Origin of the sequence: Methylophilus sp. OH31 (assembly GCF_000576615.1) — a bacterium.
Classification (GTDB): Bacteria; Pseudomonadota; Gammaproteobacteria; order Burkholderiales; family Methylophilaceae; genus Methylophilus.
In genome coordinates, this window is record NZ_BAUS01000007.1 from 90,397 (window position 1) to 104,897 (window position 14,501).

At 51.8% G+C, this 14,501-nt stretch carries 18 protein-coding genes and 1 other RNA gene; 12 read left to right on the forward strand and 7 right to left on the reverse strand.

Going from position 1 to position 14,501, the window contains the following annotated elements:
- Positions 1-205: 205 nt before the first annotated feature.
- A complete protein-coding gene (locus OH31_RS09640) occupies positions 206-685 on the forward strand; it encodes a TlpA disulfide reductase family protein (protein WP_242402252.1) in 480 nt (159 codons plus the stop codon).
- A gap of 9 nt (positions 686-694) precedes the next feature.
- On the opposite strand, the gene OH31_RS09645 is transcribed toward OH31_RS09640, so the two are convergent.
- The 3 genes from OH31_RS09645 to OH31_RS09655 form a co-directional block, all read right to left on the reverse strand.
- Positions 695-982: a DUF3579 domain-containing protein gene (locus OH31_RS09645; RefSeq protein ID WP_019883505.1), complete on the reverse strand. Its 288-nt coding sequence runs from the start codon at positions 980-982 to the stop codon at positions 695-697.
- 27 nt (positions 983-1,009) lie between these two features.
- Positions 1,010-1,594 carry a BON domain-containing protein gene (locus OH31_RS09650; protein ID WP_024930552.1) on the reverse strand — a complete coding sequence of 195 codons (585 nt, stop codon included), beginning with the start codon at positions 1,592-1,594 and terminating at the stop codon, positions 1,010-1,012.
- 76 nt (positions 1,595-1,670) lie between these two features.
- Positions 1,671-2,027, reverse strand: coding sequence for a YraN family protein (locus tag OH31_RS09655; protein WP_024930553.1), 357 nt, complete (start codon positions 2,025-2,027; stop codon positions 1,671-1,673).
- Positions 2,028-2,105: 78 nt separating this feature from the next.
- Here OH31_RS09655 and rsmI point away from each other — a divergent pair, with 78 nt between their 5' ends.
- From rsmI to OH31_RS09670, 3 genes are read left to right on the forward strand one after another with little or no spacing between them, the layout of a single operon-like run.
- Entirely contained in the window at positions 2,106-2,960 is an 855-nt protein-coding gene (rsmI, locus tag OH31_RS09660; RefSeq protein WP_024930554.1) for a 16S rRNA (cytidine(1402)-2'-O)-methyltransferase, read from the forward strand.
- A 14-nt stretch (positions 2,961-2,974) separates the two neighbouring features.
- Positions 2,975-4,009, forward strand: a complete 1,035-nt coding sequence (pyrC, locus tag OH31_RS09665) for a dihydroorotase (RefSeq protein ID WP_024930555.1) — start codon at positions 2,975-2,977, stop codon at positions 4,007-4,009.
- 25 nt (positions 4,010-4,034) lie between these two features.
- Positions 4,035-4,544 carry a BON domain-containing protein gene (locus OH31_RS09670; protein ID WP_024930556.1) on the forward strand — a complete coding sequence of 170 codons (510 nt, stop codon included), beginning with the start codon at positions 4,035-4,037 and terminating at the stop codon, positions 4,542-4,544.
- Between the two features lie 20 nt (positions 4,545-4,564).
- Here the strand turns inward: OH31_RS09670 and ung are convergent, their stop codons facing one another.
- The 3 genes from ung to OH31_RS09685 are packed head-to-tail and all read right to left on the reverse strand — an operon-like array spanning position 4,565 to position 5,941.
- Positions 4,565-5,251 (reverse strand): uracil-DNA glycosylase, encoded by a 687-nt coding sequence (gene ung / locus OH31_RS09675; protein ID WP_024930557.1) that lies wholly within the window; start codon positions 5,249-5,251, stop codon positions 4,565-4,567.
- Positions 5,252-5,273: 22 nt separating this feature from the next.
- Positions 5,274-5,453, reverse strand: a complete 180-nt coding sequence (locus OH31_RS09680) for a hypothetical protein (RefSeq protein ID WP_024930558.1) — start codon at positions 5,451-5,453, stop codon at positions 5,274-5,276.
- Between the two features lie 5 nt (positions 5,454-5,458).
- On the reverse strand, positions 5,459-5,941 hold the full coding sequence (locus OH31_RS09685; RefSeq protein ID WP_024930559.1) for a nucleotidyl transferase AbiEii/AbiGii toxin family protein: 483 nt from the start codon (positions 5,939-5,941) through the stop codon (positions 5,459-5,461).
- Between the two features lie 67 nt (positions 5,942-6,008).
- On the opposite strand from OH31_RS09685, the gene rnpB reads away from it, so the two are divergent.
- Positions 6,009-6,341: RNase P RNA component class A (gene rnpB / locus OH31_RS14600), an RNA gene on the forward strand.
- Here rnpB and OH31_RS09690 read toward each other — a convergent pair.
- Positions 6,336-6,722, reverse strand: coding sequence for a glutaredoxin family protein (locus OH31_RS09690; protein ID WP_242402254.1), 387 nt, complete (start codon positions 6,720-6,722; stop codon positions 6,336-6,338). The two genes, rnpB and OH31_RS09690, sit on opposite strands and share 6 nt — an antisense overlap.
- Before the next feature lie 347 nt (positions 6,723-7,069).
- On the opposite strand from OH31_RS09690, the gene mraZ reads away from it, so the two are divergent.
- Genes mraZ through mraY form a run of 7 tightly spaced genes read left to right on the forward strand, consistent with a single transcriptional unit; the run spans position 7,070 to position 14,498 of the window.
- Positions 7,070-7,516, forward strand: coding sequence for a division/cell wall cluster transcriptional repressor MraZ (mraZ, locus tag OH31_RS09700; protein WP_019883493.1), 447 nt, complete (start codon positions 7,070-7,072; stop codon positions 7,514-7,516).
- Positions 7,513-8,502: a 16S rRNA (cytosine(1402)-N(4))-methyltransferase RsmH gene (gene rsmH / locus OH31_RS09705; protein WP_024930561.1), complete on the forward strand. Its 990-nt coding sequence runs from the start codon at positions 7,513-7,515 to the stop codon at positions 8,500-8,502. The genes mraZ and rsmH overlap by 4 nt, the downstream gene beginning before the upstream one ends.
- Before the next feature lie 8 nt (positions 8,503-8,510).
- Positions 8,511-8,789, forward strand: a complete 279-nt coding sequence (gene ftsL / locus OH31_RS09710) for a cell division protein FtsL (protein ID WP_019883491.1) — start codon at positions 8,511-8,513, stop codon at positions 8,787-8,789.
- 25 nt (positions 8,790-8,814) lie between these two features.
- Positions 8,815-10,542 (forward strand): penicillin-binding transpeptidase domain-containing protein, encoded by a 1,728-nt coding sequence (locus tag OH31_RS09715; RefSeq protein WP_024930562.1) that lies wholly within the window; start codon positions 8,815-8,817, stop codon positions 10,540-10,542.
- Positions 10,539-11,999, forward strand: coding sequence for a UDP-N-acetylmuramoyl-L-alanyl-D-glutamate--2,6-diaminopimelate ligase (locus tag OH31_RS09720; RefSeq protein WP_024930563.1), 1,461 nt, complete (start codon positions 10,539-10,541; stop codon positions 11,997-11,999). Before OH31_RS09715 ends, OH31_RS09720 begins: the two co-directional genes overlap by 4 nt.
- On the forward strand, positions 11,996-13,387 hold the full coding sequence (gene murF / locus OH31_RS09725) for a UDP-N-acetylmuramoyl-tripeptide--D-alanyl-D-alanine ligase (protein ID WP_024930564.1): 1,392 nt from the start codon (positions 11,996-11,998) through the stop codon (positions 13,385-13,387). Before OH31_RS09720 ends, murF begins: the two co-directional genes overlap by 4 nt.
- Before the next feature lie 7 nt (positions 13,388-13,394).
- Entirely contained in the window at positions 13,395-14,498 is a 1,104-nt protein-coding gene (gene mraY, locus OH31_RS09730; protein ID WP_024930565.1) for a phospho-N-acetylmuramoyl-pentapeptide-transferase, read from the forward strand.
- Positions 14,499-14,501 lie beyond the last annotated feature (3 nt).

The window sequence follows — 14,501 nt, forward strand, 5'->3', positions numbered from 1 at the left end:
GAATTTAAATCAAATGTAGACTGGATTTAAACAGAATTTTTTTGAAAGTGTGGCTAAATTTTGTTTGAATTAGTAATTTGCTGAAAGATGAAATTACCAAACGAGATAACAACTAGTATAGCAACAGTTTTCCCGCATAATCAAGTTTTTTCCGTCTATGCTATTCAGTATGGGGAGCGTTTTGACTAAAAACAAGGGCTGCAGCATGTTATTTCATCTATTAAAGGTTGTGTTGGGCCTGTGCCTGACAACGCAATGCCTGGCTGCAGCACCCGTGACGAACTGGCACATGCAAGATATGGCAGGTCACAGTCATCAGCTTTCGCAGTACAAAGGCCGGTGGCTGGTAGTGAATTACTGGGCGCCCTGGTGCCCGCCATGTCTTGAAGAAATGCCGCAGTTGGTGACTTTTTATGATGCCCATGCCAAAGAGGGGGTGATGGTGCTGGGGGTGGCTGTAAAGTATGAGTCCGTGCAAAGCGTGCAAAAATATGCGGACGACATGCTGATTTCTTACCCGATTGTGCTCGGGGAGGCGCAAAAGATGGCGATACCAAGCCCTGAGGTGCTGCCGACGACTTATATTTATGCACCGGATGGTTCGCTGTACAAAGTAAAACGCGGCGCCTTAAGCAGGCAATGGTTAGAAGGCTTGCTTAAGGAGGCCGCGTCAGCGCCTAAATAACGTTTACAACTAGATAGTCACCGCTTCCCCTGCCGGGTTAATCACGCTGAGCTGATTCTCTTTGGCAAACTGAATCAGTTGCTCAAAGCCTGCCGGGTTAACGTCTTTCAACTTCATGTCTACCGACAAGCTGCGCACGTTATTGACCAGTTTTGGCTTCAGGTAAGGCGAATAACGCAACTTTTTGTCGTCGCCAAACGTGGCGTAGGTACTGCACATGCGGTCCACCCAGTCACTCGGGCGAAAAGGCTTTCCGGCCAATGTAATGCCCTGAATAATAATTTCCTGATTTTCCATGCAGATTCCTTAAAGCGAAGTTAACAATTAATTGGTGTATTCAAATACTTTGACGACTTTAGTCACGCCTTCTGTCGTTCTGGCAATTTCTACGGCGTCGGTGGCTTCTTTCTCAGAGACAATGCCCATCAGGTAAACCACGCTGGCTTCAGTGACCACTTTCACCACATTGGCCGGGAACAGGCGCTCACTGACGAAGCGCGCTTTCACTTTAGTGGTGATATACGTGTCATTGCTGCGATCACCAATGGAGGAGGCCGGGGCAACGGTCAACCCGTTGTGAATGTTGCGCACATTGGAGATTTCACGCGTCAGCGTTTCTGCCTGTGTGAGCTGGGCGACATTCGGTACCTCGCCAGACAGCAGCACAATGCGGTTGTAGCTGGTGACATTGATATGCGATGCTTTGTCCATGTATTGCGACAAACGCTTCAGTGTTTTTAATTCGATATTTTCATCTTCGACATAAATGCCAGAGGTACGACGATCTGCTGCCATCGCGCCACCGGCTGCTGCGCCGCCCACGACTGCAGGAAAACAGCCACTCAACTGCGTGCTGATCAATAACAAGGCAATAGCAGAGACTTTTCTGGTGAAAATTTGTTGGGTCATGAAACTTCCTTGATCTACGAGAAAAACTTAAAGATGTTGGGTGTGACAGCAGAGGATAAATAAAATTCTACGCTTTTTATGTGTCGATTGCATTACGAATCCAATTCGGCGCGCGGTATTGGGGGTTATCAAACAGGATCGCATCGAAGCGACACGGCGTGTTGAGGTCGTTTATTTGTAAGTAATGCTGGGCAGCGCGGATGAGTTTTTGTTGTTTGCGATGGTCTATGCTGTCGGCCGCACTGGCAAATGCCTGGTGGCTGCGTAAGCGCACTTCAACAAAAACCAGGGTGTGTTGATCGCGCATGATCAAATCAATCTCACCAAAGCGGCAACTATAGTTTTGCGCCAATAGCACCAGGCCTTGCTGCTGCAAGAAATGCACAGCCGCCACCTCTGCGGCCAGTCCTTGATTATTAGCGTTGAGTTTCATGATGCCTTTGGCTTTTGTCGCATCACGCAGCCTGCTTTAGTGCTTAGCGAAACTGGCGCGATGGCATAAAATACGTGCATGAACGAGATTGGTACATTATATGTGGTGGCAACGCCCATCGGCAATCTGGGGGATATCACCCAGCGCGCACTCACCACCTTACAGCAGGTCGATGCGATTGCGGCTGAAGATACCCGCCACAGTGTCGGTTTGTTACGGCATTTTGGCATCAGCAAGCCTTTGCTGGCTGTGCATGAGCATAATGAACAGCAGTCTGCGCAAGGCCTGGTGAAGCGCTTGCTGGCAGGTGAATCCATCGCGCTAATTACTGACGCCGGTACGCCAGCAGTCAGCGATCCTGGCGCAGTAGTAGTGCAAGTGGTGCGGCAGGCTGGTGTGAAGGTGGTGCCTATCCCTGGTGTGAGTGCGATCATTACGGCGTTGTCGGCCGCAGGCATTACCCAGCCTGGTTTTTATTTTGAAGGTTTTTTGCCGGCAAGTGGTTCGCAGCGCCGCAAGCGCTTGCAGTTGCTTAAATCACTCCCTTCTACGCTGGTGTTCTACGAGGCGCCGCACCGCATTGTCGAGTGCGTGCAAGATTTGCATGATGTGTTAGGTGGTGCGCGGCAACTGACGCTGGCGCGCGAGCTGACCAAAACCTTTGAAACCATCCATACCTGCCTGTTGACAGACGCGGTAGACTGGTTAAATGCGGATACCAATCAGCAGCGCGGCGAGTTTGTGGTGCTGGTGCATCCGGATTTGCAGGAAAAGCCCGATGGCCTGGATGAAGAGACATTAAGGATATTGCAGCGTCTATTGCAGGAGTTGCCACTCAAGCAGGCGGTGGCGCTGGCAACCGATATTACAGGCCAGAAGAAAAACGAATTATACGAAGCAGCGCTTGCGCTTAAAGCGGCAAGCCCAGATTAAAAAGGTAACAGAGTATGACCACTGAAATCACCCTGACCCGCCCGGATGACTGGCATTTACACCTGAGAGACGGCGCTGGCCTGCAGTCTGTATTGCCAGACACGGCAAAACAATTTGCCCGCGCGATTGTGATGCCCAATTTGCGCCCACCGGTGACGACAGCCGACCTGGCGCTGGCTTATTATCAACGCATCAAACAGGCGCTGCCTGCCGGGCTTGCATTTGAGCCGCTGATGACTTTGTATTTAACTGACAATACACCGGCGCAAGAAATTGCGGCGGCCCGCACGAGTGGTGTGGTGCAGGCGGTGAAGTTGTATCCGGCTGGCGCGACCACCAATAGTGACTCTGGCGTGACCAGCCTGGCCAAATGTGCAGGCGCATTGGCAGAGATGGAAAAGCAGGGCATGCCTTTGCTAATCCACGGCGAAGTGACCGATGGCGATGTGGATGTGTTTGACCGTGAGAAGGTATTTATCGAGCGTCATTTGCATCCATTGTTAAAGGACTTCCCTGGCCTCAAAGTGGTGTTTGAGCATATCACCACCAAAGACGCGGCTGAATTTGTGGCCGCAGGACCGGTCAACCTGGCCGCGACCATTACTGCACACCATTTGCTGATGAACCGTAATGCCATGTTTACTGGTGGTATCCGCCCGCATCATTACTGCTTGCCAGTACTCAAGCGTGAAACACATCGTGAAGCCTTGGTGAAAGCCGCGATTTCAGGCTCATCCAGATTTTTCCTGGGCACTGACAGTGCGCCGCATCCTAAATCCGCCAAAGAGGCGAGTTGCGGTTGCGCGGGCATGTATACTGCCCATGCGGCGATTGAGTTGTATGCCGAAGCATTTGAAGAGGCGGGTGCGCTGGATAAGCTGGAAGGCTTCGCCAGTTTTTATGGGGCAGATTTTTACGGTTTGCCGCGCAACACTGACACCATCACCTTGCGCAAGGAAAGCTGGCTGGTGCCTGAAAGCATTCCGTTTGCGGATGATGTGCTAGTGCCATTGCGTGCCGGACAAACCATTGCATGGAAGTTGGACTAACACTTTAAACATTGGAGGGTAAGCGATGAACAACAAGTGGTTGATTGCAGGATTCGGTGTGATGTCTGGTGTGATATTCAGTGCGCAGGCATTTGCGGTGACGATAGACGAAATGCGCGGAGAGCAAGCGCCGTATGCACAAGCCTTTAAAGCGGTAGATGCGGATGGTAATGGCAAGTTATCCAAGAAAGAGGCTGCCAAGGATAAGGATTTCCACACCGGCTCTTTTGCCAAAGCGGATACAAACCATAATGGCAGCCTGGATCTGGACGAGTTCGCCGCTTATAAATCCAAGGTGGATAACGCTGAAAATAAACAGGCAGCGACAGACAGTGCCATCACGACCAAAATCAAGTCCAAATACCTGGTAGAAAAAAACTTCAGCAGCTTTAAAGTCAGTGTTGAAACCAAAGATAATGTGGTGATTTTGAGTGGGTTTGTCGATAACGCCGAGCAGAAAACGCGCGCTGAAAAGATTGCCGCCAGTGTCAGTGGCGTGAAATCCGTCAAAAACGCGCTGGTTGTTAAGCCTTAGTTGGCGGTGCTCTCCCGGATTTATAGTTGCCAGTTAATCGGCGCCTGCCCTTTGCTGCTTAGGTACTGGTTGATGCTGGAAAACTGGTGATTGCCAAAAAATCCCCGGTGCGCCGACAGTGGTGAAGGGTGTACGGATTTCAAAACCAGATGTTTATTGGGGTCTATCATGGCCCCTTTCTTTTGAGCATAACTGCCCCACAATACAAACACCAAGCCTTCCCTATGCTGGTTGAGCGCGGCAATGGCGGCATCGGTAAATTGCTCCCAGCCCCGGTTCTGGTGCGAGCCAGCATTGGCCAGTTGTACCGTCAGTGTAGCGTTCAATAGTAATACGCCCTGATCTGCCCAGGCAGTCAGGTCGCCGCTCCCGCTCATGCGTACGCCTAAATCCGCCTGAATCTCCTTGAAAATATTCATCAGCGAAGGCGGCAAAGCGACGTCTGGCGGTACTGAGAAACTTAGGCCATGCGCTTGTCCCGGGCCATGGTAAGGGTCTTGCCCGATAATCACCACACGCACTTTGTCGAACGGGGTATGGTTAAACGCATTGAAGATGAGTGGCCCCGGCGGAAAGATGGTTTTGCCGGCGACTTTCTCTTGTTGCAGAAAAGCTTTTAATGATTGCATATATGGCTTATCAAACTCTGCACCTATTAATGCTTGCCATGATGGATGTAGTTGGCCGGTTTTCTCTTGGGGGTTCATGTAGATTTGGAGACTTACTATTTTAAAGGTTGGATGGTTGATCCCTGTTTTGATTTGCCTTGGCAATAGCAGCTTTACGCAAGAATGCGGCCATTTGCTCAACCCAGGTCAGGCGTTGGGTAGGCGTCAATGCCTGAAATGCAGCCATGCGTTCATCACTGAGCAAATAGGTTCGGTCTTCCCGCTTGAATGTACCTTGCATGTTTGTTACCTTTTCAATCGTTTCAAGTGGTCAATGTCACTTAAATCTATTGGCCTGCCAGCAGCCTGCTTTAGCGAGATAAGGTCATCGATGGAGGCCACGGGAATATCAATCTGATCAATGTCGAAATGTGTTGCACGTTGCTGCATCTCAATAAAGTCTACGGGGGGAAACAGCAATATATCAATCGTGACGCCTGCCACTTCAGGCGTAGTTAATGCAAAAGCCAGCAGATTTCTTTCTTGCTGCCACTGTTTGAGTAATGCGATATCGCGCAAGCTTTGCAATGGAACTGGCAACACCGGCTTTAAATTCAATGACTCTGCCCACAAAATCAAGTTTTTCTGATTTTCGGGATTCATTGCAATGGTGATGTCGATGTCCATGGTGGCGCGTTCTATACCGTGCATAGAAATCGCTAGTCCGCCAATAAGCAGATACTGCACATGGTATTGATTGAGCTGTTTGAATAAATCCAGATAAAACATGCGCTTGAGTGTAATTCTTTAATGAATCCGTCGGCAAGTGTTTTTTACTTCGTGTTAAAATCCGCTTGAAGCCAACCAGACAGTCGCCGCCTGTGCAAACAGGGGGAGGAAAGTCCGGGCTGCACAGAGCGGGATGACGGCTAACGGCCGTACGCTGAAAGCTGGTAACAGTATAAGGTGAGGAATAGGGCCACAGAGACGAGCGTATTAAGTTACGGTGAAACGCGGTAACCTCCATCTGCAGCAATATCAAATAGGCTGGCATTTTACGCAAGTAATAAGGCGTGGCTCGCGCTGCCAGCGGGTAGATAGCTTGAGCGTGTGAGCAATTGCACGCCTAGATGAATGACTGTCGCCACGCAAGTGGATACAGAACCCGGCTTACCGGTTGGCTTTATTTTTCCTTCCTCATGTTGTGCTTAAGCATGGTTTGCGCCTGGCGCGCTTGCCATTGATCCAGCGCTGTGCTGATGCGCTGTTCGTTATACCCTCGCACTACTTCCCCTGCAATCAGCAACACCGGCACGCCTTTGCCTGCCAGCCGCTGGTATTGAGCCTGCGCTTCGGCAGACCTTTCAATGTTGACTTCCTGATAGGTGATCTGCCGTTGTTGCAGTAATGCCCTGGTCTTTTCGCAGTAAGGGCACCAGTCGGTGGCGTACAGCAGCACTTTGCCGTGGCTGTAGTCTGGTGTCGGCGTCAAGGTGTACCACCATGCGCGCCACTCCATGGCCAGTAAAATGCCTGCGCCTATGATTAAAAATTTCAATCTGCTGGACATATATGTATTGGATGGTTGGGTGCTGGTTGGTATGTTTTATTCGACCATGCCGGACCTTTTTTGATGCTAAAAAAGTCAGCAAAAAATAACATTTTTTAATTATTCAATATTTTCAATGAGATAGCTATTTTTATTAAACAATTTTATGTGTTAATTGCGCCAATCTCTTGATTTAAATTGCTTTGTTAAAATGCTCTAAGTCTTTGTCTTTAAAAGAGATTTTTTCTCCCAAAGTGCTTGCCAAGCACTTTTTTTTTATCTATAGTGTGCAAAAGGGTGATTTTGTGTTGAATTGTGGGAAATTTATCCCGCTTTTAATCAAAACAGGTTGGTAAGGACAATATTCCATGTTTCGCGGGGCGGTACAGTTAAGTTTGGATGCAAAGGGGCGGCTCAGTGTGCCGGCCAAGCATCGTGACGCCCTGACGGCTGGCGGGCAGGGCGAAGTTGTGCTCACGGCCCATCCGCACCGTTGTCTGATTCTGTATCCAAAAACAGCTTGGGAGCCGATTGAAACCAAGCTGACCAGTTTGTCCAGTTTTAATCCTCAGACCAGTGGTATTCAGCGCATGATCGTCGGTCAGGCAGATGTGATGCATCTGGATTCTGCCGGTCGTTTGCTGGTAAATGCCGTACTGCGCAAATTTGCCAAGCTCGATAAAGACGTGATGATGGTCGGGCAAGGCAGTCATTTTGAGTTGTGGGATCTGGCAGCATGGGATCAGCAGCTGGAGAGCCTGATGGCGACCGACCAGTTGCAGATACCGCAAGAGCTAGAAGGATTCTCGCTATGACGCGGGGCGCGAAGTCAGCGCCCGCGTCCTTGACGGAAACGTCAGTGTCACCAGTCGCCGCCAGTCATATCACCGTGTTGTTGCATGAGGCGGTAGACGCTCTGAACGTGCAGGCCGATGGCGTGTATGTCGATGGCACCTTCGGGCGTGGCGGGCATAGCCGACTTATTCTTTCCAAATTAGGTAATAAAGGGCGCTTGATCGGCTTGGATCGCGATCTGGCGGCAGTGGCGCATGGGCAAACGATTGCCGATGCGCGTTTTACGATGGTGCATGCGCATTTTTCCGCCATGGCAGCAGTGTTGGCTGAGATGGATGTGCAGGCGGTAGACGGAATATTGCTCGACCTGGGCATTTCGTCGCCGCAAATTGATGAGGGTGTGCGCGGTTTCAGTTTCCGTTTTGACGGGCCGCTGGATATGCGCATGGATCAAAGTCGGGGCAGAACCGCCGCAGAGTGGCTGGCGACGATGTCTGAAAAACAATTGGCTGAGGTGATTAGAGATTATGGTGAAGAACGGTTTGCTAAGCAGGTTGCAAGGGCGATTGTTAAAGAGCGCGAAGATGGGCATGCCATCACCACTACAGGGCAACTTGCCAAGATCGTGGCAGGCGCCATCCCCAAGAATGAGCCGGGCCAGAACCCTGCAACGCGCACATTTCAAGCTCTACGGATTTTCGTCAATCAAGAGCTTGAGGAACTCTCGCTAGTGCTGCCAGATTGCCTGCAGCTGCTGCGTCCGCAAGGTCGGTTGGCGGTGATCAGCTTTCACTCGCTGGAAGATCGTATCGTCAAGCGCTTTATCCAGTCTGAAGTGGATAGAGATAACTTGCCTGCCGGATTGCCTGTGCGCGCTAAGGATTTACCGCAGCCGCGCTTACTGGCTGTGGGTAAGGCCATCAAGCCTGGTAAGGCGGAAGTGGCGGCTAATGTGCGTTCACGCAGTGCGGTGTTGCGTGTGGCTGAACGCACGCAGGTGCAATAGGTTGTTTCATGATCCGGCTCAATTTGATTTTGTTTGCGTTGACGATTGCCATGGCTTTGGGCGTGGTGACGGCGCAATATAAGGCGCGCAAATTGTATTTTGAGCTGGACAGGCAAGAAGTGTTGACCAAGCAATATATGACGGAATATGACCAGTTGCAGATCGAGCAAAGCACCTGGGCCATGCATTCGCGGCTGGAAGATTTTGCGACCACGCGTTTGCATATGCATAGCCCGAGCATGCAGCAGACACAAGTGATCATGGTTGATGTGCCTCCTGCGCCATAACCGGAATCATTGCGAGTGAATGGTTATGCTGCTTAAAGAGAGTCAACACAAGCTGGTGAAATTGCCGGCCTGGCGCAGAAGAACGCTGCTGGTGTTGCTGCTGTTGAGTTTTGTCTTGCTGTTGGGGCGCGGGTTTTACCTGCAAACCTTGCATAAAGACTACCTGATTAAAAAAGGTGAAGCGTTTTCGCGACGCAAAGTGGTGTTGATGCCACATCGCGGCAAGATTTATGACCGTAACTTCAAGCCATTGGCGATCAGTTTGCCGGTGGAGTCAGTATGGGCAAACCCGACTGACGTGCAGGTGACGGCGGTGCAGTTAAAGCAAATGGCCAAGCTGCTGGATATGCCAGCCAAGGAATTGCAACAAAAGCTGCAAAAAAAGAAAAAAGAATTTGTTTATATCAAACGGAGAGTGGCGCCCGATGTGGCAAAACAGGTGATGGCGATGAAAGTGCCCGGCGTATTCAGTCAAAAGGAATACAAACGCTTCTACCCGGCGGCAGAAGTGACGGCGCATATCGTCGGTTTTACCGGCGTGGATGACACTGGCGTTGAGGGTATGGAGCTTTACCGTAACCACGTATTGTCTGGCAGCGCAGGCAAACGTGACTTTGTGCGTGACCGCAAAGGCCATGTGGTAGAAGACCTGGTCGCGGTAAAGTTGCCGCACGATGGCCAGGACCTGGTGCTGAGCATAGACCGTACTGTGCAATATGTGGTGCATCGAGAATTGTCACGGGCGGTTGAAAAACATAAAGCCAAAGCGGCTGCTGCTGTGGTGCTGGATGCCAAAACCGGTGAAGTGCTGGCGTTGGTAAATATTCCGACCTACAACCCGAACAATCCGGTCAATGTGGCCAGCAAGTTGCGCAACTCCGCCATCGTGAATATTTTCGAACCAGGTTCGACTATGAAGCCGGTCACTGCGGCGGCGGCGATGGAGTTTGGCCCTTACAAGCCGGATACCAAAATCCAGACGGCGCCAGGCTACCTGCGTATTGGCACGGCCACCATTCATGACGCGCACCCTAACCAGGTGTTGACTGTGTCACAAGTGATCCAGAAATCTTCCAATGTCGGCTCGGCCAAAATGGCGCTCGATTTGAACCGCGAACAATTGTGGAACACCTATGTGCAACTGGGGTTTGGTTCATCGACCAAAATCGGTTTCCCTGGCGAAGCCTCCGGCAAAGTGCGCGACTATAAAACCTGGCGCCCGATTGAGCAGGCGACGATGTCCTACGGTCACGGCATTAGCGTGACCTTGTTGCAATTGGCACGCGCCTACACGGTGTTTGCCAATGAAGGTGAGTTGTTGCCGGTGACCTTAACCAAACTGTCTGAGCCGCCGGTCGGCCGTCCAGTGTTTTCTGCCAAAGTGGCCAACGCAGTCAAGGATATGCTGGAGCTGGTGGTACAGCCAGGCGGCACAGCATTAAAAGCACAAGTGACGGGTTATCGCGTCGCGGGCAAAACCGGCACCGCGCATAAGTTGGGTGATCATGGCTACGAGCATGATAAATATGTGGGTTCTTTTGTTGGCATGGTGCCTGCCTCCAATCCGCGCCTGATTATGGCGGTGATGATAGACGAACCCAGTAATGGTGAATATTACGGCGGCAGTGTGGCTGCGCCGGTGTTTAGCGCGGTCATGAATGATGTGCTGCGTATGCTGGTGGTTCCGCAAGATGGCAATGCCATTCCAGCGACCACCCCGGCTGATGCGGCTGAAGTGAAGGAGGCGATGTGAGTAAGTATATTATTCCCGCGCCGGTACATGGCATCACCGCAGATAGCCGCCAGGTAGAAAAGCATGGCTTGTTCCTGGCTTACCCGGGCCAGCACAGCGATGGCCGCGACTATATTGAAGATGCGATTGCCAAAGGCGCCAATACCGTGATCTGGGATAGTCAGGGCTTCGACTGGAATCCATCCTGGAATGTACACAATATTGCTATTGCCGATCTCAAGTCCCAGGTTGGTCATATTGCCAGCCAGTTTTATAAAGACCCGTCCGAACAAATGTGGTGCATAGGGGTGACCGGCACCAACGGCAAAACAACGGTAACGCACTGGCTGGCCCAGGCTTACCGTTTCTTGCAACAAAAGTCTGCTGTGATTGGCACATTGGGTAATGGTGCGCTGGACGATTTGCAGCCGACGCAAAATACCACGCCTGGCCCGGTGGAGCTGCAAAAAGTGCTGGCGAATTTTGTGCTGGATGATGTGCGCACGGTGGCGATGGAAGTGTCTTCTCACGGTCTGGATCAAGGCCGTGTCAATGGCGTAGCCTTTGATGTCGCGGTGCTAACCAATATCACGCGTGATCATCTTGATTATCACCTGACCATGGAAGCCTACCAGGCGGCCAAGCGCAAGCTGTTTGACTGGCAAACCCTGTCGGCTGCTGTAGTGAATGCTGATGACGCATTTGGCCTGGCATTGATTGAAGACCTGCGTAAGCAAGGTAAAAAAGTATTGAGTTATGGCCTGCATCAGGAGGCGGATGTGTGCGCAACCGCTGTCACCATGCATGCCACCGGTTTTGAAATTCAGGTGCGTACGGCTCAAGGCAGCGGCGATATTCAGCTACATGCCTTGGGGCAGTTCAATGTCTATAACGCCTTGGCTGTGCTGGCTTGTTTATTAGCGCAGGACGTGGCCTTGCCAGCAGCGCTGCAAGCGGTATCTGGCCTGGTGCCGGTGGCAGGACGCATGCAGATGTTTGGCGGCGGTGATTTGCCATTGGTGGTGGTTGACTATGCGCATACACCAGATGCCCTGGAAAAAGCATTACATACCTTGCGTATTCAGGCACGTGGCAAATTGAGCTGCGTGTTTGGTTGCGGTGGCGACCGTGACAGCGGCAAGCGCAGCGAAATGGGGCGAATTGCCGACACGTTGGCGGATAGCGTGATGGTGACCAATGACAATCCACGCAGTGAAAATCCTTACGCGATTATTGCGGCGATTGCCGAAGGCATGGCGCGTGAAGTGACCGTGGAAACCGACAGGGCCAAAGCCATTGCTCTCGCCATTAGCCAGGCAGGCAAGGGCGATGTGGTGCTGATCGCCGGTAAAGGCCATGAAGATTATCAGGAGATCCAGGGCATACGCTATCCATTTAGCGATGCCGCTTGGGTGCAAAGCGCGTTGAAAAAAAATGTATTGAATCAGAACGCTTTGAATCAGAAGGCACAGGCATGATCGCGCTGCAAACCATTGCTGAAGTATTGCAAGGCCGTTTACAGGCGGTGAATGGGCATGGCGCGGATGTCACTGTGACCTCTGTTGATACCGATAGCCGTCGCGTGCAAGCCGGCCAGTTGTTCGTTGCCTTGCCAGGTGACAAGTTTGATGGCCATGATTTCTTGCCGCAAGTGGCGACGCAAGGTGCCGTCGCTGCGCTGGTGAGCAAGCCTGTCGATGGTGGTTTGCCAACGGTGCTGGTCAAGGATACGCGTCTGGCTTTAGGACAGTTAGCCAGCTGGTGGCGCCAGCAGTTGGCCTTACCGCTGATTGCGGTCACCGGTAGCAATGGCAAGACCACTACCAAGGAAATGATCGCCGCCATTATGCAAGTGCATGTGGGCGGCGCTGACAAAGTATTGGCCACTGCCGGTAACTTTAATAACGATATCGGTATGCCGCTGACCTTGTTGCGTTTGCGTGTAAATCATCGCTGTGCCGTGATTGAAATGGGTATGAATCATTTAGGTGAGATTGATTACCTGACCCGCCTGGCACGCCCGAATGTGGCGGTGATTAACAACGCCGGGACGGCGCATATTGGCGAATTGGGTTCGCGTGCAAACATTGCCAAAGCCAAAGGCGAGATTTTTGCAGGCTTGAGCCATGACGGTATTGCCGTGATTAATGCGGACAGTGAGTTTGCTGACGACTGGCGTGGTTTGAACGCAGGGCGTCGTCTGCTGAGTTTTGGCTTGCACGCCGCCGCCGATGTTCGTGGTGAAGTGCTGGATGCTGAGGCTGGCTTCAAGCTGCATTATCAGGGCAACAGCATCACGTTAACACTGGCGGTACCGGGTGTGCACAACATCATGAATGCATTGGCCGCTGCCGCTGCGAGTTTAGCCGCAGGCGCCAGCCTGGCCGATGTTACTCAAGGGTTGCAAGGCTTTGCCGGGGTCAAAGGGCGCTTGCAAGTGAAAACGGCTGCCAACGGCGCCAAAGTGATTGATGACACGTATAACGCCAACCCGGATTCCATGCAGGCGGCGCTGAATGTATTGAAAAATGCCGGTTCAAACACGGTGTTTGTGATGGGGGATATGGGTGAGCTGGGGGCAGATGCAGAAGCTATGCATGCGCAGATCGGTCGTTATGCCAAACAGCAAGGGATTGGCAAATTGTATGCATTGGGTCAATTCACGCAGGCGGCAGTGCAGGCGTTCGGTGCGCAAGCACACCATTTTGCTTCGATAGAAGCTTTGGTTTCTGCTTTGCAGGCAGAGACCACCGCCGATGATGTGGTGTTGGTAAAAGGCTCGCGCTTTATGCAAATGGAGCGTGTGGTGAATGCGCTAGTGGAATCGTTGGTGGAATCGCAAGCCACTGAATTAGTGGGGAAATAGGGAACATATGTTATTAGAACTGACGAAATGGCTGGCATCGGATGTACACGGGTTTCATGTATTTAATTACATCACCTTCCGTGCCGTCCTGGCGACGCTGACGGCGCTGGCGATCTCATTCCTGGTTGGCCCGGCCATGATCCGCAAGCTGACCGAGTATAAGGTCGGTCAGTCGGTACGTGATGATGGTCCTCAAACCCACCTGGTCAAGGCAGGTACACCAACCATGGGCGGTGCTCTGATTCTGGTGGCGATTTCAGTGTCGACTTTGCTATGGGGTAATTTGCATAACCGCTTTATCTGGGTGGTACTGATTACCACGTTAGGTTTTGGCGCGGTGGGCTGGGTCGATGACTACCGCAAAGTGGTCTACAAGAATCCTAAGGGCTTGTCTGCCAAAGAAAAATACTTCTGGCAAAGCCTGGTGGGTTTTGGTGTCGCCGGTTTCCTGTATGCAACGGCGACAACGCCGGTAGAAACGACGCTGATCGTGCCTTTCTTCAAGCACCTGGTGTTTCCGCTGGGCGCAGTGGGCTTCATCGTGCTGACTTACCTGGTGATTGTCGGTAGCAGCAACGCCGTGAACCTGACCGACGGCCTGGATGGCCTGGCGACCTTGCCAACCGTGATGGTCGGCAGTGCGCTGGCGATTTTCTCTTATGTGGCTGGTCACGCGGTGTTCTCCAAATACCTGGGCATTCCTTATGTCGCTGGCGCCAGTGAGTTGATGGTATTTTGCGCTGCCATGGCGGGTGCCGGCTTGGGCTTTTTGTGGTTTAACGCTTATCCGGCAGAAGTGTTTATGGGCGATGTCGGCGCGTTGGCACTGGGTGCTGCATTAGGCGTGGTGGCAGTGATTGTGCGCCAGGAAATCGTGCTGTTCATCATGGGCGGCGTGTTTGTGATTGAAACCTTCTCGGTGGCGGCACAGGTGCTGTATTTCAAATACACCAAGAAGATGACCGGTACCGGCAAGCGTATTTTTCTGATGGCGCCTTTGCATCATCACTACGAGCAAAAAGGCTGGAAAGAGACGCAAGTCGTCGTGCGTTTCTGGATTATCACCATGATGTTGGTGCTGGTGGGTTTATCCACCTTGAAATTGCGATAAGAC